This window comes from Ferrovibrio sp. GW821-FHT12E11, from assembly GCF_058806975.1.
On record NZ_JBXAQG010000001.1, the window covers coordinates 2,728,738 to 2,752,647 of the forward strand.

The 23,910-nt window shown below is 65.9% G+C and carries 25 protein-coding genes; 14 read left to right on the forward strand and 11 right to left on the reverse strand.

Going from position 1 to position 23,910, the window contains the following annotated elements:
* Positions 1-12: 12 nt before the first annotated feature.
* Together purB and AC1ROT_RS13615 are read right to left on the reverse strand one after the other, a co-directional pair.
* Positions 13-1,383, reverse strand: a complete 1,371-nt coding sequence (gene purB / locus AC1ROT_RS13610; RefSeq protein WP_492999615.1) for an adenylosuccinate lyase — start codon at positions 1,381-1,383, stop codon at positions 13-15.
* 283 nt (positions 1,384-1,666) lie between these two features.
* Positions 1,667-2,566: a LysR family transcriptional regulator gene (locus tag AC1ROT_RS13615; RefSeq protein WP_492999617.1), complete on the reverse strand. Its 900-nt coding sequence runs from the start codon at positions 2,564-2,566 to the stop codon at positions 1,667-1,669.
* A gap of 88 nt (positions 2,567-2,654) precedes the next feature.
* On the opposite strand from AC1ROT_RS13615, the gene AC1ROT_RS13620 reads away from it, so the two are divergent.
* The 7 genes from AC1ROT_RS13620 to AC1ROT_RS13650 are packed head-to-tail and all read left to right on the forward strand — an operon-like array spanning position 2,655 to position 7,733.
* Positions 2,655-3,494 carry an amidohydrolase family protein gene (locus AC1ROT_RS13620; protein WP_492999618.1) on the forward strand — a complete coding sequence of 280 codons (840 nt, stop codon included), beginning with the start codon at positions 2,655-2,657 and terminating at the stop codon, positions 3,492-3,494.
* Complete coding sequence (locus AC1ROT_RS13625; RefSeq protein WP_492999621.1) at positions 3,491-4,327, forward strand: SDR family NAD(P)-dependent oxidoreductase; 837 nt, start codon at positions 3,491-3,493, stop codon at positions 4,325-4,327. Before AC1ROT_RS13620 ends, AC1ROT_RS13625 begins: the two co-directional genes overlap by 4 nt.
* Positions 4,328-4,381: 54 nt before the next feature.
* Positions 4,382-5,344 (forward strand): Bug family tripartite tricarboxylate transporter substrate binding protein, encoded by a 963-nt coding sequence (locus AC1ROT_RS13630; protein ID WP_492999622.1) that lies wholly within the window; start codon positions 4,382-4,384, stop codon positions 5,342-5,344.
* Entirely contained in the window at positions 5,341-5,868 is a 528-nt protein-coding gene (locus tag AC1ROT_RS13635; protein ID WP_492999624.1) for a carboxymuconolactone decarboxylase family protein, read from the forward strand. The genes AC1ROT_RS13630 and AC1ROT_RS13635 overlap by 4 nt, the downstream gene beginning before the upstream one ends.
* Before the next feature lie 9 nt (positions 5,869-5,877).
* A complete protein-coding gene (locus AC1ROT_RS13640) occupies positions 5,878-6,444 on the forward strand; it encodes a hypothetical protein (RefSeq protein ID WP_492999625.1) in 567 nt (188 codons plus the stop codon).
* A gap of 10 nt (positions 6,445-6,454) precedes the next feature.
* Positions 6,455-7,216 (forward strand): alpha/beta fold hydrolase, encoded by a 762-nt coding sequence (locus tag AC1ROT_RS13645; protein ID WP_492999627.1) that lies wholly within the window; start codon positions 6,455-6,457, stop codon positions 7,214-7,216.
* 25 nt (positions 7,217-7,241) lie between these two features.
* A complete protein-coding gene (locus AC1ROT_RS13650; protein WP_492999629.1) occupies positions 7,242-7,733 on the forward strand; it encodes a GNAT family N-acetyltransferase in 492 nt (163 codons plus the stop codon).
* Positions 7,734-7,736: 3 nt separating this feature from the next.
* Here the strand turns inward: AC1ROT_RS13650 and AC1ROT_RS13655 are convergent, their stop codons facing one another.
* Positions 7,737-8,225 (reverse strand): MarR family winged helix-turn-helix transcriptional regulator, encoded by a 489-nt coding sequence (locus AC1ROT_RS13655; protein ID WP_492999632.1) that lies wholly within the window; start codon positions 8,223-8,225, stop codon positions 7,737-7,739.
* 145 nt (positions 8,226-8,370) lie between these two features.
* On the opposite strand from AC1ROT_RS13655, the gene AC1ROT_RS13660 reads away from it, so the two are divergent.
* The 4 genes from AC1ROT_RS13660 to AC1ROT_RS13675 all read left to right on the forward strand — a co-directional run bounded on the left by AC1ROT_RS13660 (position 8,371) and on the right by AC1ROT_RS13675 (position 11,606).
* Positions 8,371-9,159, forward strand: coding sequence for an alpha/beta fold hydrolase (locus AC1ROT_RS13660; RefSeq protein WP_492999633.1), 789 nt, complete (start codon positions 8,371-8,373; stop codon positions 9,157-9,159).
* A gap of 155 nt (positions 9,160-9,314) precedes the next feature.
* Entirely contained in the window at positions 9,315-9,971 is a 657-nt protein-coding gene (locus tag AC1ROT_RS13665) for a LysE family translocator (protein ID WP_492999634.1), read from the forward strand.
* 85 nt (positions 9,972-10,056) lie between these two features.
* On the forward strand, positions 10,057-11,247 hold the full coding sequence (locus AC1ROT_RS13670; protein WP_492999635.1) for a benzoate/H(+) symporter BenE family transporter: 1,191 nt from the start codon (positions 10,057-10,059) through the stop codon (positions 11,245-11,247).
* Between the two features lie 44 nt (positions 11,248-11,291).
* Entirely contained in the window at positions 11,292-11,606 is a 315-nt protein-coding gene (locus tag AC1ROT_RS13675) for a hypothetical protein (protein ID WP_492999636.1), read from the forward strand.
* Here the strand turns inward: AC1ROT_RS13675 and AC1ROT_RS13680 are convergent, their stop codons facing one another.
* The 5 genes from AC1ROT_RS13680 to AC1ROT_RS13700 form a co-directional block, all read right to left on the reverse strand.
* Complete coding sequence (locus AC1ROT_RS13680) at positions 11,607-12,602, reverse strand: NAD-dependent epimerase/dehydratase family protein (protein WP_492999638.1); 996 nt, start codon at positions 12,600-12,602, stop codon at positions 11,607-11,609.
* A 120-nt stretch (positions 12,603-12,722) separates the two neighbouring features.
* Entirely contained in the window at positions 12,723-13,769 is a 1,047-nt protein-coding gene (locus tag AC1ROT_RS13685) for an HlyD family secretion protein (protein WP_492972141.1), read from the reverse strand.
* 15 nt (positions 13,770-13,784) lie between these two features.
* Positions 13,785-15,125: a glycosyltransferase family 2 protein gene (locus AC1ROT_RS13690; RefSeq protein ID WP_492999640.1), complete on the reverse strand. Its 1,341-nt coding sequence runs from the start codon at positions 15,123-15,125 to the stop codon at positions 13,785-13,787.
* Positions 15,122-16,435, reverse strand: a complete 1,314-nt coding sequence (locus tag AC1ROT_RS13695; protein WP_492999642.1) for a TackOD1 domain-containing metal-binding protein — start codon at positions 16,433-16,435, stop codon at positions 15,122-15,124. Before AC1ROT_RS13695 ends, AC1ROT_RS13690 begins: the two co-directional genes overlap by 4 nt.
* A gap of 194 nt (positions 16,436-16,629) precedes the next feature.
* Entirely contained in the window at positions 16,630-17,664 is a 1,035-nt protein-coding gene (locus tag AC1ROT_RS13700; RefSeq protein WP_492972138.1) for an NAD-dependent epimerase/dehydratase family protein, read from the reverse strand.
* Positions 17,665-17,805: 141 nt separating this feature from the next.
* Between AC1ROT_RS13700 and AC1ROT_RS13705 the strand changes: the two genes are divergently transcribed.
* On the forward strand, positions 17,806-18,714 hold the full coding sequence (locus AC1ROT_RS13705) for a GntR family transcriptional regulator (protein ID WP_492972137.1): 909 nt from the start codon (positions 17,806-17,808) through the stop codon (positions 18,712-18,714).
* Positions 18,715-18,717: 3 nt separating this feature from the next.
* On the opposite strand, the gene AC1ROT_RS13710 is transcribed toward AC1ROT_RS13705, so the two are convergent.
* A complete protein-coding gene (locus AC1ROT_RS13710; protein WP_492972136.1) occupies positions 18,718-19,452 on the reverse strand; it encodes an SDR family oxidoreductase in 735 nt (244 codons plus the stop codon).
* Positions 19,453-19,585: 133 nt separating this feature from the next.
* Between AC1ROT_RS13710 and AC1ROT_RS13715 the strand changes: the two genes are divergently transcribed.
* On the forward strand, positions 19,586-20,272 hold the full coding sequence (locus AC1ROT_RS13715; protein ID WP_492999643.1) for a TetR/AcrR family transcriptional regulator: 687 nt from the start codon (positions 19,586-19,588) through the stop codon (positions 20,270-20,272).
* A gap of 68 nt (positions 20,273-20,340) precedes the next feature.
* Positions 20,341-21,582 carry an aminotransferase-like domain-containing protein gene (locus tag AC1ROT_RS13720; protein WP_492999644.1) on the forward strand — a complete coding sequence of 414 codons (1,242 nt, stop codon included), beginning with the start codon at positions 20,341-20,343 and terminating at the stop codon, positions 21,580-21,582.
* A gap of 3 nt (positions 21,583-21,585) precedes the next feature.
* On the opposite strand, the gene puuE is transcribed toward AC1ROT_RS13720, so the two are convergent.
* Together puuE and AC1ROT_RS13730 are read right to left on the reverse strand one after the other, a co-directional pair.
* On the reverse strand, positions 21,586-22,560 hold the full coding sequence (gene puuE, locus AC1ROT_RS13725; RefSeq protein ID WP_492999646.1) for an allantoinase PuuE: 975 nt from the start codon (positions 22,558-22,560) through the stop codon (positions 21,586-21,588).
* A gap of 3 nt (positions 22,561-22,563) precedes the next feature.
* Positions 22,564-23,808 (reverse strand): allantoate amidohydrolase, encoded by a 1,245-nt coding sequence (locus tag AC1ROT_RS13730; protein ID WP_492999647.1) that lies wholly within the window; start codon positions 23,806-23,808, stop codon positions 22,564-22,566.
* Positions 23,809-23,910 lie beyond the last annotated feature (102 nt).

Here is a 23,910-nt window from a genome sequence, read left to right on the forward strand (position 1 = left end):
CCCGACGTAAGGTCAGCGCTTCTTCGCCCTGGCCTTTTTGGCTGCCTTTTTCGGGGCAGCCTTCTTCTTGCCCTTACCGACCTTGGCATCCTTGCCGAAGACGCGGGCGAAGATGGTGTCGACATGCTTGAAGTGGTAGCCGAGATCGAACAGCGCGGTGACCTGGGCCGGCTTCAGCTTGCTGGTCACGGCGGGTTCGCCCAGCAGCGCCTTCAGGAAGTCGCCGCCATGCTGCCAGATCTGGTGCGCATGCTTCTGCACGATCTTGTAGCTATCCTCGCGGCTGACGCCGGCCTGGGTCAGCGCCAGCAGGATGCGCTGCGAATGCACCAGGCCGCCGAAGCGGTCGAGGTTCTTCATCATGTTCTCAGGATAGACCACCAGCTTCTCGATCACGCCGGCCAGGCGATGCAGCGCGAAGTCGAGATGAATAGTCGCATCCGGCCCGATGCCGCGCTCGACCGAGGAATGGCTGATATCGCGCTCATGCCACAGCGCCACGTTTTCCAGCGCCGGCACCACGGCCGAACGCACCAGGCGGGCGAGACCGGTGAGGTTCTCGGTCAGCACCGGGTTGCGCTTGTGCGGCATGGCCGACGAGCCTTTCTGGCCGGGCGAGAAGAATTCTTCGGCTTCCATCACTTCACTGCGCTGCAGGTGACGGATCTCGGTGGCCAGACGCTCGATCGAGGCGGCGACCACGGCCAGATGCGCAAAGTAAGCCGCGTGGCGGTCGCGCGGAATCACCTGCGTCGACACGGTCTCGACGGCGAGGCCGAGCTTCTTCGCCACCCATTCTTCCACGAAGGGATCGATATGGGCATAGGTGCCGACAGCGCCGGAGATCGCGCAGGTGGCGACTTCCTCGCGCGCCATCTCCAGGCGCTTGCGGGCGCGCTGGAACTCGGCGTGATAGCCGGCGAGCTTGACGCCGAAGGTGGTCGGTTCGGCATGGATGCCGTGGCTGCGGCCGATGGTGGGCAGCAGGCGGAATTCAAAGGCCCGCTCTTTCAGCGCGGCCAGCACGCGGTCGGTGCCGGCGAGCAGCAGATCGGCCGCCTTCACCAGCTGCACGTTGAAGCAGGTGTCGAGCACGTCGGATGAGGTCATGCCCTGGTGCACGAAGCGGGCAGACGGCCCGACATATTCGGCCAGGTTGGTCAGGAAGGCGATGACGTCATGTTTGGTCTCGCGCTCGATCGCATCGATGCGCTTGATCTCCCATTTGCCTTTCTTCCAGACATCCCGGGCGGCCGATTTCGGGATCACGCCGAGCTGCGCCTGGGCGTCGCAGGCATGGGCCTCGATCTCGAACCAGATGCGGAATTTCGATTCCGGCTCCCAGATGGCGGCCATTTCAGGACGGGTGTAGCGCGGGATCATCGCAAAGCCTCTGGGCAGAATCGGGAAGGGGAAAGCCGGACGGCGCGGCTGGTTTAGCCCCTCAGGTCGGGGGGATCAAGAATGGCCATGCGACGCCAGCGTATTTCTGCTTATCCGATGTCTGTTACGGCTTAGCGGGATGCTGTTTCGCCTTATCGCGGCTTATCCGATGCTTATTTGGTGCTTATTCCATCCTTAAGTCGCCTTCTCCTTGTCTGGGGTGGCAATCGCTTCAACTATTAGTACATATAGTGAACATGCCGCGGCAGGCAAGCCGCCGGGATCATTTTTCCGGCCGGCCGTCGCGCATGTTCAGCTCACTGATCAATTGCGCCGTGCCGCTGACCAGTCTGGTGCCGGGCACGGTGATCGGCAGGGCCAGCACCAGGCTGTTCCACAGCGCCGGCGGGCCGATGGGAGCACGCGGCAGTTTTGGGCCATCGGGATGCAGATGGATGGCGCTTTCCGGCAGCACGGCGCTGCCCACCCCAGCCAGCACCAGGGCCAGCGCGCTCTGCACAGCCCCCACCTCGGCCACCACCTTCAGCTCGATGCCTTTGGGCCGGATCGCCGCATCGACCTGGGCGCGGATCGCATTCGGCGCGCCGGCGAGGATCATGCTGTAGTCGGCCAGGCCGCTCAGACTGACGCGCGCCGGCAGCGCCGTGCCTTTCGGTGCGAACAGCAGCAGGCGTTCGCGCGCCAGCGGCCGGTATTCCAGCAGCGGCGATGGCTGCGGGTCGAACAGCAGCGCCAGATCAAGCCGGGCGCCGATCAGCTGTTCGCGCAGCGACAGCGCCAGCCCTTCGATTAATGTAATGACCGCGCGCGGAAAGCGCTGGCGGAAGCGCTGCACCAGCGGCACGCCGATGCGCACCGCCACGCGCGGCGGCAGACCGACAACAATCCGGCCGCTCGGGCTGGAATGCAGGTCGCGCAATTCGCCCTGCGCACGCCGCGCCGTGTCCAGCATGCTGCGGGCATGATGCAGCAGCGCCGTGCCGGCCTCGGTCGGCACTACGCCGCGCCCGGTGCGGGTCAGCAGCCGCTGCTCCAGTTCATCTTCCAGCAGGGCGATCTGCCGGCTCAGGCTGGGCTGCGCCAGGTTCAGCGCGCTGGCCGCGCGGCTGAAGCCGCCGGTTTCGACCACGCTGACGAAATACTGCAGTTGCTTCAGATCCATGGCTGAATCCTGATATAGGAAAAAAGCATAGGTGTTATTGAATCTATGTCATTGTTCTCTATCACAAAGACATGCGACACCCAAGCCCATGGAGAAAACGCTGCCGGAAGGCGCCTGTAACGCGCATTGCCATGTCTTTGGGCCGAGGGATCGCTTTCCCTATCCGGCCGACGCCACCTTCGTGCCCGATCAGGACGCGCCGAAAGAGGCGCTCTATGCGCTGAACGACCGCTTCGGCCTGCAGCGCTGCGTGGTGGTGCAGTCGAGCTGCCATGGTTTCGACAACAGTGCCACGGCGGATGCCGTCGCCGGGCGCCCGCACGACTATCGCGGCATCGCGCTGCTGCCCACCGATGTCGCCGATGCCGAGTTGCGCCGGCTGGATGCGGCAGGCTTCCGCGGCGTGCGCTTCAATTTCATGAAGCATCTGGGGGCGGCGACCGCGGTGGAGGCTATTCTCGCGTTGGCGCAGCGGCTGGCGCTGCTGGGCTGGCACCTGCAGGTACATGGCGATCCGTCCATCGTGCCAGGTGTGGTCGAACAGCTTCTGACCGGACCGGTGCCCGTCGTGATCGACCATATCGGTCGTCTCGATGCCAGCCTCGGCCTCAACCAGCCGTATTTCACGGCCTTCCGCCGCCTGCTGGAAAATCCGAAAGCCTGGATGAAGGTGAGCGGCATCGACCGCATCAGCACGTCCGGCCCACCCTATGACGATGCCGTGCCATTTGCGCAGGCGCTGGTGAACGATGCCGGCGACCGCGTGCTCTGGGGCAACGACTGGCCGCATCCCAACCACGCCGGCCCGATCCCTGACGATGCCCGGCTTGCCGCGGCGATCCATCGCATCGCGCCGGTGGCCGCGCAGCGCCAGGCGCTGCTGGTCGACAATCCGGCGCGGCTCTATCGTTTCGGAGACCTGTCATGAACCTGCATGTCCAGCCCGATGCCGGCAGCCGCGCCACGCCACGCTTCACCGGCCGCGTCGCCATTGTCACTGGCGCCGGCTGTGTCGGTCCCGGCTGGGGCAATGGCCGCGCGGCTGCTGTCGGCTTCGCGCAGGAAGGCGCGAAGGTCTTTGCCGTCGACCGCGATGCCGAGCGGCTGGCCGAAACGCTGGAGCGCGCGGGTGCTGCGCGCGACGCCATCAAAACCTTTTCCTGCGATGTGACGCAGAGTGATGCTGTCGCCGAAATGGCGGCGCGCTGCCTGGACGAGTTCGGCCGCATCGACATCCTGGTCAACAATGTCGGTGGCTCGGCCAAGGGCGGCCCGGTGGAAATGAGTGAAGAGGTCTGGGACAGCCAGGTGGATTTCAACCTGAAAAGCGTGTTCCTGACCTGCAAGCATGTGTTGCCGGCGATGATCGCGCAGAAATCCGGCGCCATCGTCAATGTCGCCTCCACCTCGGGCCAGCGCTGGACCGGCAGTGCGCAGGTGGCCTATGCCGCCACCAAGGCCGGCGTGATCCACCTGTCGAAGGTGGTGGCCGTACAGCATGCGCCCGATGGCATCCGCGTGAATTGCGTGGTGCCGGGGCAATTGCATACGCCGATGGTGGAATTCCGCCTGGCCGGCCAGCGCGCCGGCGGCGATGTCGATGCCCTGCTGGCAGAGCGCCAGAAGCGCATCCCGCTCGGCTTCATGGGCGACGGGCGCGACACCGCCAATGCCGTGCTGTTTCTGGCCAGCGACGAGGCGCGCTTCATCACCGGGACCGAGATCGTCGTGGACGGCGGCATGACCGCGCGCTGCGACTGAAGGCCGGGCGACCGGCGACTGAAAACGAAAAACGCATAACCGGAGGGATACGAGATGAAAAAGTTTTCTGCCCTGGCCATCGCACTGGCCCTGTCCACCGCGCTGGCCGCACCGGCTTTCGCCCAGTCGAAGGTGACGCGCATCATTGTGTCCTTTGCCCCGGGCGGCCCGGTCGATGCGGTGGCGCGCACCATGGCCGACCAGCTCGGCAAGGAACTCGGCCGCAGCGTCATCATCGAGAACAAGCCCGGCGCCAATGGCGCCATCGGCGCGCAGGAGGTGATGAAGTCGGCGCCCGACGGCAGCACCATCTGGATCACCAGCGTGGGCGCCGCCGCCATCAATCCGGCGCTGTACCCCAAGCTGCAATACAGCATGGACAAGGATTTCGCGCCGGTGTCGCTGGTGGTGAACAATGACGAGCTGTTCGTGGTGAACCCGAACAATCCGGCGAAGACGGCGAAGGAGTTCGTCGAGGCCAGCAAGGCCGGCAAGGGCGCGGCCATGGCATCGTCGGGCATCGGCAGCATTCCGCATCTGGCCATCGAACAGCTTTCGGATGCCACCGGCGCCAAGCTGCTGCATGTGCCCTACAAGGGCGCCGCGCCGGCCATCACTGACCTGCTGGGCGGCAATGTGGATGGCTTCTTCGGCGATGTGCCCGGGCTGATCGGCCATGTGAAGGCCGGCCGCCTGAAGCCGCTGGGCATGGCATCCAGGAAGCGCCATCCGGTGTTGCCCGATGTGCCGACCCTGGAAGAACAGGGCCTGAAGGGCGTCGATACCAACAACTGGTATGCCTTCTTCGTTTCGTCGAAGACGCCGGCGCCGGTGATCGCCGAGCTGAACAAGGCGACGCGGGCCGCGTTGACCGACAAGGCCGTGGCCGACAAGCTGCTGGCCATGGGGGCCGAACCGGCGCCGTCGACGCCGCAGGAGCTGGCCGCCGTGCAGCAGAAGGATGCGGCAAAATGGGCGGCGCTGATCAAGGCCAAGAACATCAAGGACGACGAATGAGCGGCAATGTCAGAGTCCCGCTGGTCGCGCCGGGCAGCAACCCGGCGCTGGCCGAGATCGAGCAGCGCATCCTGGCCGAACGCGGCCGGGTGTCGCTGCTCTATCAGGTGCTGCTGAACAGTGCGCCGATCGCCAATGGCTGGGAGCGCATGCTGACGGCGGTGCGCAACCAGACCTCGGTGCCGGCCGACCTGCGCGAGATCATCATCCTGCGCGTGGCCGTGCTGAACCGCGCGGCCTATGAATTCGACGCCCATGCGCCGATTGCCGAAAAGGCCGGTGTCTCGGCGGCGAAGATCGCGGCGCTGCGCGACGGCCTGGCGCCGGATGAATTATTCACGCTGCGCGAACGCCTGGTGCTCGACCTGACCGAGGCGATGACCCGCGACGTGCAGGTTTCCGATGCCCTGTTTGCGCGCGTGCAGGCGCAGTTCGATGCAAAAGACACGGTGGAGCTGGTGGCGACCGTGGCCGCCTATAACATGGTGTCGCGCTTCCTCGTCGCGCTGAATATCGGTCACTAGGAGCCGCGCATGGCGAACAAGGGCCTGCTGCTGGTCACCATGGAGCCTCCCGCCGCGCTGGAGGAGGAATTCAACGACTGGTACGACAGCGAGCATTTCCCGCAGCGCTGCGCTCTGTCGGGATTCCAGAGCGGCTCGCGCTGGGCCTGCCTGGAAGGCTTCCCGCGCTGGCTGGCGCTCTATGATCTCGACAGCGTGGCGGCCCTGCAGACACCGGCCTATCTCGCCGTCTCGGGCGAGAACAGCACGCCCTGGAGCAAGCGCATCCTGCCGCGCACCATCGGCCGCCGGCGCGTGATCGCCGAACAGCTCAGCCCCGGCGATGCCGTGCTGAAAAATGCCGCCGGCCTCGCGCGGCTGCTGCTGGCGCGCTATCCGCAGGCGGAGGCCGCGCCGCTGCAGAAAACCTGGGCCGGGCAGGCCGGCCTGGTGAGCGCGCGGGTGTTCCGCGACACCGATGGGGCGCTGTGGCTGATTGCCGGTTTCGACCGGCTGGTCGCGCTGGCCGATCTGGCCGCGGCGATCAATGCGCAGCCGGCCGACCTGGTGAATCTCTACGCTCCCTATCATCGCTGAGACAACGGCGATGAACGGCCTGCATCACCGCCTCGAGGGGCAGGGACCGCTGCTGGTGCTGCTGCACGAGATGGGCGGCGGCCTGGAAAGCTGGGACGAGACGGCCGCAGCGCTGGTGGAAGAGTTCACCATCCTGCGCTACGACCAGCGCGGCGCCGGCCGCTCGGACAAGCCGCCCACAGCCCTGACGCTCGCGGATCATGTGGCCGACCTCTCTGCCCTGCTGGCGCATCTGCGTCTGCCGCTACCGGGCTTTCTCTGCGGTGTGGCGGCCGGGGCGGCCATCGCCGTGGCCTTTGCGCGACAGCAGCCGGGCGCCGTGGCGAAGCTGGCTCTCTGCGCGCCGGCGCTGTTCGTCGCACCCGACCGGCGACAGTATCTGAATGACCGCGCCGATCTGGTCAGCCGCGATGGTATGGCGGCGGTGGCCGAGGCATCGCTGGCGAATTCCTATCCGCCGGTCGTGCGGCGCGATGCGGCAGTCTATGAGACCTATCGCCAGCGGTTCCTTGCCAATGATCCAGTCTGTTACGGCCATGCCAACCGCCTGCTGGCGGCGACCGATCTGGAGGCGCAACTGCCGCGGTTGGCCATGCCCTGCCTGGTGCTGTCCGGCCTGCATGACGGCATGCGGCCGGCCGCGGAGGGCCGCGCGGTTACCGCCCGCATACCCGGCGCGCGGTTCGCGTGTCTGGACAGCGGCCATCTGATGCCGGTGCAAGCCGGACCGGAACTGGCGCAGCATCTGCGCAGCTTTTTGCTCGCCTCCTGATCCGCGCGGATGCTACAGCGGGGACATGGACAGCCTGCTGCAGATTCATGACCTGCGTGACCGCTCCGACCTGCTGGATGTGGTGGCAGAAAGCGTCTGGCGCGCCTTCTGGGAACACAAGGGCAGCCGGCTGGACGATATTCGCGCCGGCTTCGCGCGGCATCTGGCGCCGGGTCCGCTGCCCTTCACGCTGGTGGCCGAGCGCGACGGCGTGTTTGCCGGCACCGTGTCGCTGATCGCCTGCGACGAGCCGGCCTATGTTGAAGACTCGGGACGCACGGACCTTGCCCCCTGGCTGGCGGCGCTGTGGGTCGCGCCGGATTTCCGCAAGGCCGGCCTGGGTGCGGCGCTGGTGGGGGCGGTTGAGCAGCGCTGCGCCGCCTTGAACATCGCGCGGCTCTATCTCTCGGCGCGGCCGGCGGTGCAGGGGTTCTACGAAAAGCGCGGCTGGCAGGCGATCGACCGCGATATCGGTCCGGCGCGGCTGGTGATTTTCGAGCGCGCGCTCAGCGCGTGATCGTCACGTCGGCATGGTCCAGCCGCCGATACTTTCATAAATCGCATCGCGCAGCTGCCGGACATCGCGGTTCAGGTTACCCAGGTTGGCGACCGGTTGCTGGGATGCCGCGAGCAGGGCGTCGTTCAGGCAGCCGGCCTCGGACCGGATGGCGCGCCCCTGGTCGGTCAGCGCGACGACGACCTGGCGTTCGTTCTCGGGGTTTCGCATCCGGCGCACCAGGCCCGCGGCTTCCAGCCGCTTGAGCAGGGGTGTCAGGGTGCTCGATTCCAGCGCCAGCCGGTCGGCAATGGTGCCGACGGTCTGACTGTCCTCGCGCCATAGCACATTGAGCACGAGATATTGCGGATAGGTCAGCCCGAGACCGTCGAGCAGGGGCTTGTAAACCCGCTGGATGGCCATGCCCGCCGAATAGATGGCGTAGCAGAGCTGGTCGTCCAAGGGCACGGGATTGCCGGACTTTACGGGATTACCGGGCTTTTCCTTGGTCATGGCAGGCTCCTGTCCCTTCATATCGTCATTATAATCGCAAAAATGAATATCGCGATAATAATTATGCTTGACTGGGGTGCGGGGCCAGATTAAAAGACAGTTATCGCGATAATAGTTATCGCAATTAAACAAAGGAAGCAGCCCCATGACCCAGAAGACCCGCACTGTCCTGGCCGCCGCCATCGTCGCCACCGGCATGGCCACCGCATCCCAGGCCGCCGACCGCATCCCCGAGACCCAGGCCGTCAAAAACGTGGTGCTGGTGCACGGCGCTTTCGCCGACGGTTCGGGCTGGCGCGGCGTCTATGACGAGCTGACCGGGCGCGGCTACCGCGTCACCATCGTGCAGAATCCGCTGACCGCGCTGGCCGATGATGTGGCCGCCACCAAGCGCGCGCTCGATCGCCAGACCGGGCCGGCCATCCTGGTCGGTCATTCCTGGGGCGGCACGGTGATCACCGAAGCCGGCGTCGATTCGAAGGTCGCCGGCCTGGTCTATGTCTCGGCGCTCTCGCCCGATGCCGGCGAAACCACGGCACAGCAGTATACCGGCTTCACCACGCCGCCTGAATTCGTCATCGACGCGCATAAGGACGGCTATGGCTTCGTGTTGCCGGCGAAGTTCAAGGCCGGCTTTGCTGCCGATACCAGCGATGCGGATGCCGCCTTCATGCGGGACTCGCAGGTGCCGATCAACCTGTCGGCCTTCGGCACCAAGCTGACGAACGCCGCCTGGCGCAGCAAGCCGAGCTGGGCGGTGATCGCCACCGATGACAAGGCCTTCGACCAGAAGATGCTGCGCCACATGGCCCAGCGCATCAACGCCAAGGTCACGGAGGTGCCGGCCAGCCATGCGGTCTTCATGACGCAGCCGAAGGTGGTTGCCGATGTGATCGACCGGGCGGCCAGGGAAGCCGGCGCTGCCGCGCGTTAAGCGGCGGTCACGGTTGCGGGCAGGCGACGACCCTGGGTCCCGCCTGCCCGTTTTCTGTCCGGATGACGCTGGCGCGCATTGCCCCCTGACAATTCCGCTGCTGAAGCGGCAGGGCATCTTGGCTAGGATGGCCAAAACACGCCGGAGTCCTCCCCATGCCCACAACCGCCAACCTGCTGGCCTTCGCCGCCGTGTCCTTCGGCATGGTGCTGACGCCCGGGCCGAACATGATCTACCTGATCTCGCGCTCGATCTGTCAGGGGCGTGTCGCCGGCCTCATCTCGCTGGGCGGCGTGGCGCTCGGCTTCGTCTTCTACATGCTGTCAGCCGCCTTCGGCATCACGGCGTTACTGTTCGCCGTGCCCTATGCCTATGACGCCCTGCGCTTCGGCGGCGCCGCCTATCTGCTATACTTGGCATGGCAGGCCGTGAAGCCCGGCGGCCGCTCGCCCTTCCAGGTCAAGACCCTGCCGCAGGATAGCCCACGCAAGCTCTTCACCATGGGTTTCGTCACCAACCTGCTCAATCCCAAGATCGCCATGCTGTATCTGGCGCTGCTGCCACAGTTCATCACCCCGGCGGAAACCGCCAGCGGCACCATGACGGCGGGCAGCGTGCTGACGCAGTCGCTGGTGCTGGGCTTTATCCAGATCATCATCAGCCTGTCGATCAATGCGCTGATCGCCATCACCGCCGGCAGCATTGCCGGCTTCCTCAACAGCCGCCCGAGCTGGATCGTGATCCAGCGCTGGCTGATGGGCACCGTGCTGGCCGGTCTCGCCGTGAAGATGGCGACGGAAGCGCGGCGCTAGCCATCACGGATTCAGACCCGAGCCATCACGGAAAACCAGCGCGGCCGGTGTGGAAGTGGTGCCAGGCCCGCGATAGATGCACAGCATGACGCAATCGCAGACGCCCCTCGCTCCCGCCATCGCCGCCGGCCTGCTCGCGGCCTTTGTCGGCTTCGCCTCGTCCTTCACCGTCATCCTGCATGGCTTCACGGCGATGGGGGCCAACCAGGCCGAAGCCGCCTCGGGCCTGATGGCGCTCAGCATCGCCATGGGGCTTTGCGCGATCCTGGTCAGCTTACGCACGCGGCTGCCGATCAGCATCGCCTGGTCGACGCCGGGGGCCGCGCTGCTTGCCACCTCGGGTGTGGCCGCACTTGGCGATGGCGGGTTTGCCGCCGCCATCGGCGCCTTCATCGCCTGCGGCGTGCTGCTGACGCTGGCCGGCATCTGGAAGCCGCTCGGGCGCTGGGTCGCTGCTATTCCAGCGCCCTTGGCGAATGCGATGCTGGCCGGCGTGCTGCTCAGCCTCTGCCTCGCGCCGGTGAAAGCCGTGGCCGCCCTGCCACTCCATGGCCTCATCATTGTCGTCACCTGGGCAGTGATGGCGAAATTCAAACGCCTTTACGCCGTACCGGCGGCCGTGATCGTCACGGTCGTCATCATCGCCGTCACCACCGATCTCTCCGGCATCGCGGTTGAAAGCCTCGCGCCGCAGCCGGTGTTCATCATGCCGGTCTTCACCCTCCAGGCCCTGATCGGCATCGCGCTGCCGCTCTTCATCGTCACCATGGCGTCGCAGAATATCCCCGGCATCGCGGTGCTGAATGCCAACGGCTATCATCCCGATCCCTCGCCGCTGTTCCGCGACACTGGCATTTTCTCGCTGCTGGCCGCACCCTTCGGCAGCCATGCGGTGAATCTCGCCGCCATCACGGCCGCGATCTGCGCCGGGCCCGATGCGCATCCCGATCGCAGCAAACGCTGGGTCGCGGCAGCCGTGGCGGGGACCGCCTATATCCTGCTCGGACTCGGCGCCAATGCGGCCACCGCCTTCATTGCCGCGGCGCCGCCGATCCTGATCCAGGCGGTAGCCGGCCTGGCGCTGCTCGGCGCCTTCGCGTCCTCGCTGGTGGCGGCGCTGACCGACCCCGACAGTCGCGAGGCGGCGGCCATCACCTTTCTCGTTTCCGCCTCGGGCCTCACCATCTACGGCATCGGCGGCGCCTTCTGGGGGCTGATCGCCGGCGGCGCGGTGCTGGCGCTGACGCGCTGGAGGGCCGGAAAAAGCGGAACCTGATGGCAGGCTGGCGGGTTTCTTCATCGCATCCGATGGAGGTCGCCATGCCGAAAGACATCATCGCCCCGAAAGCGCCGGAACAGGTCACGCTGGAACCCGGCGATCATGGCCGCGGCGACGGGCCGCTGCACAAGCAACGCCTGGTGAAGGGCGCGCCGCGCCAGGGCGATTACGGTCCCGGCACCTATGGCAACGACCAGTTCGCGGCGCAGCCGGCTGCGGATTTCGCGCAGGATGGTCAGAAACCGGAAGGTCTGGCCGAGATGCCACGCCATCAGGCCCGACCGACCCACAATCCAAAGGAAAAACGCTATGGCCGCACCAATGAACCCGGCGGTGGCGGCGACGGCAAGGTCTGATCAGTCGGCCAGAGGCAAGGCTGCAGCAGTGCGCGGATCGAGCGTGGCGCTGTGGCCGCCGGTGGTGGCAGCCGGCTGGCTGAACAGCAGGCGCAGGCCGGTTTCCAGCGATGTCTGCGCCTGCAGCTTCAGGCTGTGGCTGGCGAAATCGGGTGCGCCGACCACATGGCGCCGGTCCTGGCTGCGCGGCGCCGCCAGCTGCAGATCCGGGCTGCGGCCCCAGGTCTGTGCCATCAGCATGGCGAGTTCGCGGATACGGGTGGCGCGTCCGGTGCAGATATTGAAGACCTCGGCGGTGGCGCGGCCATGGCTTTCCAGCCGCTGCATCGCCGCCAGCAGGAAGGCCACGGCATCGCCGACATAGACAAAGTCGCGGGTCTGTTCGCCGTCACCCTGCAGAAGCAGCGGCAGGCCGGCGGTGAGCCGGCGGGCGAAGACGGCAACCACGCCGACATGATCGCCGGCGCCGGGCTGGCGCGGACCGTAGATATGGAACAGCCGCAGCGCGGTGTTGGGCACGCCATGCTGGCGCGCGGCTACCTGGCCCTGCAATTCGCAGCTGAAGGCGTCGGCGCCGCGGGCACTGCCGGGCCGCGGCGTCATCGCCTCCGACAGGCGCGCGCGGGAATTGTCATCCGTGCCGTCGCCATAGACGCTGCTGGATGAGGCATAAACCACCGGCTGCTTGCTGCGGCGGGCGGCATCAAAAACGGTGACGGTACCGGTCAGGTTGGTGCGGTGGCTGTCGAGCCAGTCTTCCGTCTGTGCCGACGCCGCCGCCAGGTGGAAGCAGCCATCGGTATTGCGCATGGCGGCTAGCATCACCGCCGGATCGGCGACATCGCCGAAGATCAGCTCGGCGGCAGGATGCAGGTTCTGGGTGCGGCCGCTGCTCAGGTTGTCCAGCACGCGCACATCATGGCCGTGCCGGATCAGCGCCTCGACCAGATGCGAGCCGACGAAACCGCAGCCGCCGGTGACCAGATAACGGGTCATTGGCCGCTCCGGGAGCCGCGCGGGGCGCGGCCGGGCAGGTTTTGGCATGTCGGCATTGCAGTCCCCCGCGTCAAACTGGGCCGGAATACCGGCCTTGGCAAGTCCAAGAACGGAACCTGTTCAGAAGATCGTGCCCAGGATGCTGGCGACCAGGCCGCTGCCATGGATATTGACCTTGGTGAACAGCGGCGGCGTCTCTGTATCCCCTTGCGGTTGCCCCTCGCGCGGCGGGTCGAAATCGATGCGCAGCAGTTGGTGGCGCGCCACCGGCTTGAACGCCGTCTGGAATTCCTTAGGCAGGGCCATGGCCAGCGGCTCGATGGCGACGATACGACCTTTGGTTTTGCGCACACCCCATTCGATGGTGACGCGTTCGCCGGCCTCGACGCTGTAGAGCGTGCCGGTCGGCATATAGGCCAGAATATAGCTGCCCTGGCCGTAAATCTCCGCCACCACCTGGCCTGGCGAAATGACGGTGCCGGCCTCCACGTTGCGGCGGCCGACGATGCCATCAATCGGCGACACCATCTCGCCGGTGCCATATAGGCTTTCCAGCTGGTTCAGCGCGGCTTCGGCCTTGTCGATGGCTGGCGCCAGTCGTGCCAGCTGCTGCTCTATGGCATTGGTCTCGGCCTTCAGCGCACCGGCATCGAGCTGCGAGCGGTATTCTGAATCCATTGCCGCCATGCGCTTGTCCATCGGCAGGATGCCGCGCCGCTGCAGGGTTTCGTAGCGCTCGCGGGTCTGGGTCGCCAGTGCGCTGCGCTGGCTGGCCAGCTGCACCAGTGAGGCATTCTTCTCGGCCTGGATGCGCAGTTCCGCCTCCTGGGCGCGCAGACGGGCAAGGTCGCTGGTCAGACGCGCCACCGTCTCGGTCACCTGCTGCGAGCTGATGCCGGCGATGCGCTGGCCGGCGGTGACGCGGTCACCCTCGCGCACGGCGACATCGCGAATGGTGGCGGGGTATTCGGTGGCCAGCGTGGCCGCGGGTGCCACCACCATACCCTCGCTTTTCAGGTAGACATAGGAGCCGAACAAGAAATCGGTAAACCACAAGCCAAGCGCACCGAGAATGCCGAGATAGACCAGCCGGGTCCAGATCACGGTCTGTCGGCGCACGTCATTGTTCAGGGTATCGGGGCGGGGACGCAGGCGGAAGCGGCGCATGATCGTCGGATCCTGTCAGTATTTCTCGACCTGGCGCATCACGCGCCGCGGAACGTATGAGTCGTGGAAGGAGGTGCGGAAGATCCATTCATCGATGGCGGAATAGACCCGAACGACGCGCATGACGAAGCAGGCGAACAGCACGTAATAGGGCAGGAACAGGAAACGCTGCAGCACGTCGCGGTCGTTGTCGGCCAGACCGGCGATCAGCAGCATCATGGCGGCCAGTGCGGCATAGACGATCAGCGTGGCGACCAGCAGCACGAAGGCGAACCAGCCGAAGGTGACGATCAGCCAGCCGAGATAGACGAAAAACCCGCCGGCGATCAGCACCTGCATGAACACCACATCCCAGATCACCAGTGCGTTCGCCAGATCGAAATTGGCGTGGAAGGGATTCAGCATCTGTTTGTATTTGCGCAGCCAGACAGTGATGACCGAACGATCCCAGCGCAGGCGCTGGCGGATCAGGGCGATCACGTTGTCCGGCACATCGGTGCCGGCACGGGCGCGCGGCTCGAAGACCAGTTTCCAGCCGGCGGCGCGCAGCTTCATGGTCAGGTCGGCATCCTCGCCGACCTCGACATCGAAACCGCCGACCTGTTCCAGTGCGGACCGGCGGAACGCGCCGAAGGCGCCGGAGACGATGCCGAGAATGTTCATCATCGAACTGATGCGGCGACCAAGCGAAATCGAGATGCGGTATTCGATATCCTGGTAGAGCGTGGTCAGGCTGGTGCCGGCATTGCGTGCAAACAGGCTGCCCCCCACCGCACCGACGCGCGGATCGTCGAAATGGGCAATCATGCGCTCGAAGGCGTCGCGGTCGAAGGTGGTGTCGGCATCCACCACGATGACGATGTCATGCCTGCAATAGGCCAGCGCCAGATTGGTGGCGGCCGATTTGCCGCCGCGCAGCTTGAGCGACAGCGCCACATCCACCAGGCCCTGGCGCTGCAGGTCGGCAATCACGGTGGCCGTGCTGTCGCTGCTGCCGTCGTCCACGACCACGATCTGGCAGCGCCGCGTGCCCAGCAGCGTGTCGTGCATCACGGTCTGTTCCAGGATCGAGCGGATGCAGGTGGGCAGTGACAGGGCCTCGTTATGGCCGGCGAGGATGACGCTGAACTTGCGGCGTTCCAGCGGCGGCTGGCCGGGGTCTTCTGCCGAGGCATCCCTGTATTGAAAGATGCCGCGCTGCTGCAGCGAGCCGGCGAGGAAGACTACGGCGCCGATGAAATAGCGCGGCAGTTCCAGCACGATCATGAACCAGAACAGCGGCACCAGATCACGGGCATCGGTGGCGGCCAGCAGGTCGAGGCCGGCTGCGATGGTCATGGCCAGATCGTTGGTCATGAGGCGATCTCGTCCAGCAGCAGGCCGGACTGTGTCGCCGGCACCGCTTCGGTTTCCAGCTCCACGGGCAGGGCCAGGTGGCGGGCCGCGGCCTGGCGGATACGGCCGAACACCACCTCGGCTTCCGCCGTATCGGTTTCCGGCATCGCGACCAGCAGCAGATCGTCGCGCGGCGCGGTGACAAAGTCGGTGTCGCGCAGGCTTTCGACCAGGATCTGCGAGAACAGATGGATGGCGCCACCGGCGGCCACGCCCTGCTGGCGGCGCAGGACGCCCAGGTTGCGGATGCCGATGCGGCCGATAGTCATGGCGCGTTCGTAGCGATGGGCGACCAGCAACTGTTCGCGTACCAGCAGGGTGAAGTCCTTGAGCGGGAAGGTGCGCGGGAAGGCGGCCGCAGGCCCGGCGGCACTGTCCTGCGGCAGCACGCCGCTGCGGGCCACGGCGATGCCGCGTTCAGTGAGGCCATAATGATGCCAGTCCACCGGCTGCGCCTGGTCGCCGGCGGAAACGGTCTGGCAGTCGAGGCAATGGAAGCTGGGCTGCGGTTCACTCATCACCTGCTGGCAGACGCGGCAGCGTGTCATGCTGCCCGGCCGGCCGTAATCGACGCCAAAATGCCGCAGTTCCTGTTTGCATTTCGGGCAGATCAGGTCGAGACCGCTGACAAAGCGGCTTTCGCCATCCTGATAGCCGCAGCGATAGTGATGCAGGATCGGCTCATCCATCAGATGGGCGCTGCCGCAGGCGGTGCAGGCCTCGAAAGCAGACAGCCGCCCGCCATGGCAGGTCGGGCAGGTGAGGACGCGCGCAGCGAAACGGCGGTCCAGCAGATCGAGGCTGGCCAGGCTTTCCAGCGCCGGACGGATGGCGGTTTCCTCCAGGCCCGGCCGGCCATGCAGCAGCGGATAAATCAGTGTGGCCGACGAGACCGGGCTGCGCATGGTGTCCAGTGTCTGTGCACGGCTGTACCCCAGGCGCAGGATTGCCAGGTCGGTTACGGTGTGGCCTGCAGTTTCGATCGTGCCTTCACACTCGTCCAGTCGTGCGCGGATTGGCGCGAAGGCGGCGAGCATGGCATCCAGCTGGTCGGCGCTAGCTTGCGGCGCGGCGAAATCGGGCAGCACGCTTGTGGCCGGTCCACCGAATTGCGCCAGCGGCAGCAGTGGCGAGAGGTCAGTCGGCGGTACCGCTGGCGCAAACAGCGCCACGGCATCGCAGGGCGCGCGTGGATCGTCGCTCCAGAGAATATCGTCATGGTCTGGGAGAGGATCGCCGGACCGACCGATGGCAAGGATACGCCAGGACATGGGTCACCTTGTTCTTATGTTTCGTCGCGTTGCGCTTCTCGCACGGCGTGTATCGTGATCTGGCCACGGCCAGGTTTGATTGGCATCGTATGCAGGGGAGAACGGTGCTGGCGGAGAAAAATCCCCGAAAGGCTCTAAAAAAGTTGGGCCGATATCCGCACATCGCGGCTTTGATCGAGCCCGTTCTGCTTGTGTTACTCGAAGGCCTGTGGCGCCGTCGTGGCCGACAGGGGGCGCTTCACCCAGGGCACGCCGGCCGATGCGGCCGGATGCAGCGGCGGTGGCAGTTCGGGCCGCAGCCAGTCCAGGGTCTGGCGCAGGCCATGTTCCAGCGGCGTGGTGGCGGCGACCTGCAGATGGCGGATGGCCGCGGCGGGATCCCCCAGCGAATGGCGGATATCGCCGGCACGCGCCGGTTCATGCTGCACCTTTGCCGTGGCGCCGCTCAGGCGCGCGATCATCCGCGCCAGATCGCGGATGCGGGTCGGCTGTCCGGTGCAGACATTGAACACGCCGGCCGCGGCGGGGCGACGGTTGCGCCGGCGCTCCTGCATGCGGCTCATCGCGGCATTCAGATGCGCCACCACATCGGTGACGAAGATGAAATCGCGCACCTGCTCGCCATCGCCATGCAGGATCATCGGCCGGTTGTCGGCGGCACGCGTGGCAAAGGCGGCGATCACGCCGGCATAGGGCGAGGCGGCATCCTGACGCGGACCATACACATTGAAAAAACGCAGGCCGGCCGTGGGTACGCCATGCACCAGGGCCGCGACGCGACCATGCAGCTCGCAGCCCAGCTTGTCAGCGCCATAGGCCGATAGCGGGCGCGGATGGTTGCGTTCGGACTGCTGCGCCTCGTGGCTGTCGCCATAGACGGCGGCGGAGGAGGCATAGACCACCGGCAGGCCGCGGCTGCGCGCCGCATCGAAGATGGCGATGGCGCCGGTCTGGTTGGTGCGATGGGTGCCGAGCCAGTGGGTCAGCGACGGCTGCACGGCGGCAATGGCGGCCAGATGAAAGCAGCCATCGACGCCGGCCATCGCCATTGTGGTGGCCGAGGCATCGGCGACATCGCCGATCAGCAGTTCGGCTTCCGGCGCCAGATTGTGGGTGCGGCCGGTGGAGAGGTCGTCCAGCACTCGCACCCGGTGACCCTGCCGTAACAGGCTGTCGACCAGATGCGAGCCGATGAAGCCGCAACCGCCGGTGACGAGGAAACGGGCCATGAGGCTCCCTTTGCTGCCAGGACCAGAAAACGTCTTACGGGCCAGAGAGTTCCGGTCCTCCTGTGGACCCTGGATCGGATCGGCGTATACAATCCGGGCCAAGGATTGTCCGGCCGATTCGAGGCGCCGGCGGAATGCGGAATGACCCAGGCAGCAGCCAAATCGCAACGCCCAGCAGGACAACCTGCAGCGGCCCGGCCCGGCCGGGCGGCTCCGGCGCGCAAGATCACGGCCGCCGAAGCCATGGCGGTGCCGCGCCTGCCCGGATCGAAGCAAACCGGGCCGAAAACGGCGCGCCCGGAGAAGTCTGCCGATAAAGCCGCGCGCAAGGCGGCTGGCGCCAAAACCGGCGGGCGCAAGGCCAGCATCGACGATGCCACCATCTATGACAGTGTTTATTCCGCCATCGTCGACCATGTGATCATGCCGGGCACCAAGCTGCCCGAGGATGTGCTAGCGAAAGCCTTCGGTGTCAGCCGCACCCGCATCCGCAAGGTGCTGCTGGCGCTGGCGCATGAGAATCTGGTGACGCTGCTGCACAACCGCGGCGCTTCGGTCACCAAGCCAAGCGTGCAGGAGGCGCGCGAGGTCTTCGCCGCCCGCCGGGTGATCGAGACTGGCATCGCGGCCGAACTGGCCCGCCGCATCGCGCCCGAGCAGATCACGCAGATGCGCCGCTTCGTGGCGCACGAGCACGAGGCTGAGAAAACCCGCGACCGCCGCGGCGCCATCAAGCTGGCCGGCGAATTCCACATGGAACTGGCCAAGCTGGTCGACAATGCGCCGCTGACCGGTTTCCTGCGCGCGCTGATCTCGCGCACCTCGCTGATCGTGGCGATCTACGAGGCGCCGGGCAATGCCATGTGCAGCCATGAGGAACATGGCATCCTGCTCGACCGCCTGCAGGCTCGCGATGTGGCTGGCGCCGTGCGCTACATGGAAGAGCATCTGCTGCGCCTGGAAGACGGTCTCGATCTGGCCGCCGCCAAGCGCCGCCCGGTCGACCTGCAGGATGTCTTCACCCGCCTGGCGACCGGACGGCGGAGTTAGGCGTCAGGCATTCGTGCCGCCGTCGACGGCGATCTGCGCGCCGGTGATGTAGCTGGCGGCCGCGCTGGCCAGGAAGACCACCGTATCGGCGATTTCCGGAGACCGGCCGTAGCGCCCAAGCGCTGTCATGGCGGCGAGGCCCGCTGCATGCTCGCCATCGGCCGGGTTCATGTCGGTATCGACCGGGCCGGGCTGCACGAGATTCACCGTAATGCCGCGCGGGCCGAGATCGCGGGCGAGGCCTCGGGTCATGCCGGTCATCGCCGCTTTGCTCATCGAATAGAGCGCCGTGCCGGTGATGCGCACATTCTCGCCCAGGCAGGAGCCGATGGTGATGATGCGGCCACCGTCGGTCATGAGCGGTGCTGCGGCGAGCGCGGCCACATAGGGTGCGCGGGTGTTGATGGCCAGCATGCGCTCGATATTCTCCAGCGAGTCATCGCCATAGGCGACGCCGGCATTGTTCACCAGGATGTCGAAGCGGCCGAAGCGTTTCGCCGTCTCGGCCACGGCGTCCTGCACCGCTTTCGGGTCGGCGCTGTCGGCCTGGATGGCGAAGGCCTTGCTGCCGATCTCTTTCACCACCTGCTCGGCCTTGGCCGGCGAGGCGCTGTAGGTGATGGCGACATCAGCGCCGGCGGCGGCGAGCGCCCTGGCGATGGCGGCGCCGATGCCGCGGCTGGCACCGGTGACCAGAACGGCCTTGCCCTTGAGGGCGGTGCTGGAAAACGTGCTCATGGGAGTCTCCTGATTTTATGTAGTGATCGATACAGAATGAAAGCGGCAAGGTAGGGGCTTGTCCCGAAGGGTCAAGCGCTTTATTTATCGATTGCTACAGAATCGAGCGGGATCGCAGGAAACGGATATGGCCGTGCGCGCCGTCACAAAGCCGAAGACACTGAAAGCGCCGAAAGTGGCCCGGGCCAAAGTCGCCCAGGCCAAAGTCGCGCGGGGGCGTCCGCGCGGCTTCGACCGCGCGGCGGCGCTGAAGGCGGCCATGCAGGTTTTCTGGCTGCGTGGCTATGAGGCCACCTCGCTCAGCGACCTGACCGGGGCGATGGGCATCAACGCGCCGAGCCTCTACGCGGCCTTCTCCTGCAAGGAGGCGCTGTTCGAGGAGGCGCTGGCGCTCTACGAGGCCACCGAGGGCGCCCTGCCGCAGCGGCTGTTGCGCGAGGCCGGGACGGCGAAAGCGGGCTTCGCCGCGCTGCTGCGGTTCTATGCCGGCTATTACGTCAACGCGGATCACCCGCCGGGCTGCATGGTGGTGCTGTCGGCCATCGTCGGCGCGCCGGAGAACAAGAGCGTGCGTGCGTTGATGACCAGGAACCGCCGTGCGGCGATGGACGCATTGGCCGACCGCATCCGGCGCGGCCAGGCCGAGGGCGACGTGCCGGCCACGGCCGATGCCGCCATGATCGCGGCTTTCTACACGACTCTCGTGCAGGGCATGTCGATCCAGGCGCGCGACGGCGCCACGAAGAAGCAGTTGCTGGCCTCGGTGGAGGTGGCGCTGGGCGCCTGGGACGGCATGGTGGGCAAGGCCCGCCGCGGCTGACGCTTTTCGGATCGGCGTTGCCTCGATATGCTGGGGCAACTGTTGAGGAAACACCGAGCGTCACCGCCATGACCGAACCTTCCTTCCCCGGCCTGTCGCAGGGCGTTAGCGAACTGCGCGCGTCCGAAATCCGCGAATTGCTCAAGCTGATCAGCCGGCCGGAAATCATCTCCTTTGCCGGCGGCATCCCCGATCCGGCGCTGTTCCCGCTCAATGCCATCGGCACGGCTTACCAAGCGGTGCTGCAAAACCAGGCGATGGCGGGCGAGGCCTTCCAGTATTCGATCAGCGAAGGCTATCTGCCGCTGCGCGAGTGGATCGCCGGCTATCTGAAAAGCCATGGCATCGCTGCCGATCCGGCACAGGTGCTGATCACCTCGGGTGCGCAACAGGCGCTGGATTTCATCGGCCGCGCCTTCATCGAGCCGGGCGACCGCGTGGTGATGTCCTCTCCCAGCTATCTCGGCGCCATCCAGGTCTTCGGCACTTACCGGCCGCAATTCCTCTCGGTGCCGATGGATGACGAGGGCGTGCTGCTCGATGCGCTGGAAGATGCCTTCCGGCAGAAGCCGAAATTCTTCTACCTGACGCCGGATTTCTGCAATCCGGCCGGTATTACGACATCGCTGGCGCGCCGCAAGGCGATCCTGGACCTGGCGCATCGCTACGGCGTCGCCATCCTGGAAGACTCGCCCTATGAGGAACTGCGCTACGAAAACGCGCGCATCCCCAGCTTTGCCGCGCTGGAGCAGCAGTATCTGCAAAGCCCCGGCAATGACGGCCGCCGCCTGGTGATCTATGTCGGCAGCCTGTCGAAGGTGCTGACGCCGGCGCTGCGCATCGGCTGGATCAATGCCGATCCGGCGCTGATCAATGCGCTGGTGCTGCTCAAGCAGGCGTCTGACCTGCATTGCAGCACCATCAACCAGATGATCGCCTTCGACATTGCGCGGACCTCCCATGGCGGCCAGGTGGAGAAGCTGCGCAAGGCCTACAAGGAGCGCCGCGACGTGATGCTGGAGACGCTGGCGCGCTGCCTGCCCCAGGAAGTGCGTTATACGCGGCCCGATGGCGGCATGTTCATCTGGCTGGAATTCCCCGACAGCATCGATGGCACGGAGCTGCTGGCCGAGGCGATCAAGGATATCCAGGTCGCTTTCGTGCCGGGCTCGGCCTTCTACGCCACCGGGGTCAGGCGCAACACCGCCAGGCTCAGCTTCTCGCTGGGCGAGCCGGCGCGCATCCGCGAGGGCATCGAGCGGCTGGCCGCATTGCTGCAGAACAAGCTGCGGGCGAACCGCGCTGCCTGAGCCTCAGCCCTTATAGGGATGCACCTTTTTCCAGTGCTCGGCGATATCGACGCGCCGCGCTACCCAGACCTTGTCGTGATTCTGGATGTAGTCCATGAACCGCGCCAGCGATGCCGCGCGGCCGGGCCGGCCGATCAGGCGGCAATGTAGCGCCACGGTCATCATCTTCGGCGCACCCTCGCTGCCCTCGCGGTACAGCATGTCGAAGGCATCTTTCAGATGATCGAAGAAGTCATTGCCGGTGGCAAAGCCGTGCAACTGGCCGAACTTCATGTCGTTGTTGTCGAAGGTATAGGGCAGGATCAGCAGCGGCGTCTTGCCGATGGTCGTCCAGTAGGGCAGGTCGTCGTCATAGGTGTCGGAGGAATAGACCAGGCTTTTTTCCTCGGCGACCAGTTTCAGCGTATTGGCCGACATGCGGCCGGTATACCAGCCGCGTGGGACTGCACCAGTGGCCTGGCGGATCGCCTCGATCGCCAGTTTCATATGGGCCCGCTCAGTGGCGAGCGGGGTTTTTGAGTAGTCGTACCAGCGCCAGCCATGACTGGCGACTTCGTGGCCGGCCTCGTGCATGGCCTTTGCGGCTTCCGGGTATCGCGCCACGGCCATGCCGACGGCCCAGGAGGTGAAGCTGAGGCCGCGCTCCTTGAACAGCCGCATGATACGCCAGAAGCCGGCGCGGCTGCCGTAGTCGTAGACTGACTCGACCTGCTCGTCGCGCATCTTCTCGCGCGGGATGCCGCCGGGCACTTCATGCAGGAAGACTTCCGAGGTCTTATCGCCGTGCAGAATATTGCGCTCGCCACCTTCTTCGTAATTCAGCACGAAGCTGACGGCGACCTTGGCGCCACCCGGCCATTTCGGGTCGGGCGTATGCTCGCCATAGCCGGCGAGATCGCGCGGATAGGGCTTGCTGCCCAACGCTTTCGCAACGATGTCGGTTTTCTTCTTTGCCTTGACGGCTTTCTTCTTGGCCATGTCTTACGCCTGGGAGTTTGGAATGCGGAAGTTCTCGATGAAATGCAGCAATGCGCTGGTGGCGAGTTCGACATCCTCGGGCAGCACGGCTTCCAGCGGATTGTGGCTGATGCCGCGGGTGCAGCGCATGAAGATCATCGAGATCGGGCAGAGTGGCGCCAACGTGGCGGCATCGTGGCCGGCACCCGACGGCAGCCGCATGGTCTTCACGCCCTGCGCCGTGATCGCCGCCTCGGCCTGGTCCATCAGCGCCGGATGGCAGGGCGTCGCGGTGCTGTTGTAGAGCTCGGTGATCTTCTTTTCCAGATTGCGGCCGGCGCAGATCACACTGATCTGCTTCAGGATGTCGTCAGCGGCCAGGTCGCGCAGGTCGTCCTCGCCGGCGCGCACATCGATTGAAAAGACCGTCTTGCCGGGGATCACGTTCATCGCACCCGGCAGGGTTTCCAGCATGCCCACAGTGCCGACCAGCGTTGGCGTGCCGGTGCAGCGCTTTTCGATATACTGCACGATCTCGGCGGCGGCCACGAGCGCGTCCTGGCGCTGGCCCATCGGCACGGTACCGGCATGACCGGCCAGGCCGGTGATCTCGACGCGGAAGCGCCGCGCGCCGGAAATCGAGGTGACGACGCCAAGCGCGAAGCCCTCATTCTCCAGCACCGGGCCCTGCTCGATATGCAGTTCCACAAAGGCGGCGATGCTGCCGGGTTTGCGGGCGCAGAAGCCGACTTTCGCCGGATCGAGGCCGAACTCTTTGTAGGCCTCGCCCATCGAGACGCCCTGCTTGTCCCGTGCCTCCAGGATGGCGGGATCGAAGGTGCCGGCAATGGCGCGGCTGCCGGTCATGGCCGAGCCGAAGCGGGTGCCTTCCTCATTGGCGAAGCCCACCACCTCGATGGCATAGGGCAGGCGCTTGCCGCGCCTGTTCAGGTCGGCGATGCAGGCAATCGGCGCGATCACGCCCAGCATGCCGTCATACTTGCCGGCGTTGCGCACGGTATCGAGATGCGAGCCGGTCATCAGCACCGGCGCATCCGGCGTCTGGCCGGGATAACGGCCCACCACATTGCCGGCACTGTCATGCTCCACCGTCATGCCGGCCTCGACCATCCATGCGGCGGCGCGTTCATGCGCCTGCTTGTGTTGCGGTACCAGGAAGGTACGGGCGAGGAAGTCCGGGCTTTCGCTGATGCGGCCGAGTTCGTCCAGCTGGGCGAGCATGCGGTCGGCAAAGCGATAGGCGGGCATGGGGCGATCCTCAATCTGGAAAAGCAGGAAAATAATTGTATACAGTTTCCATGCCAGAACAACTGCACAGCCTGACGCTGGTCAAGCGCGGCGCCTTCGATT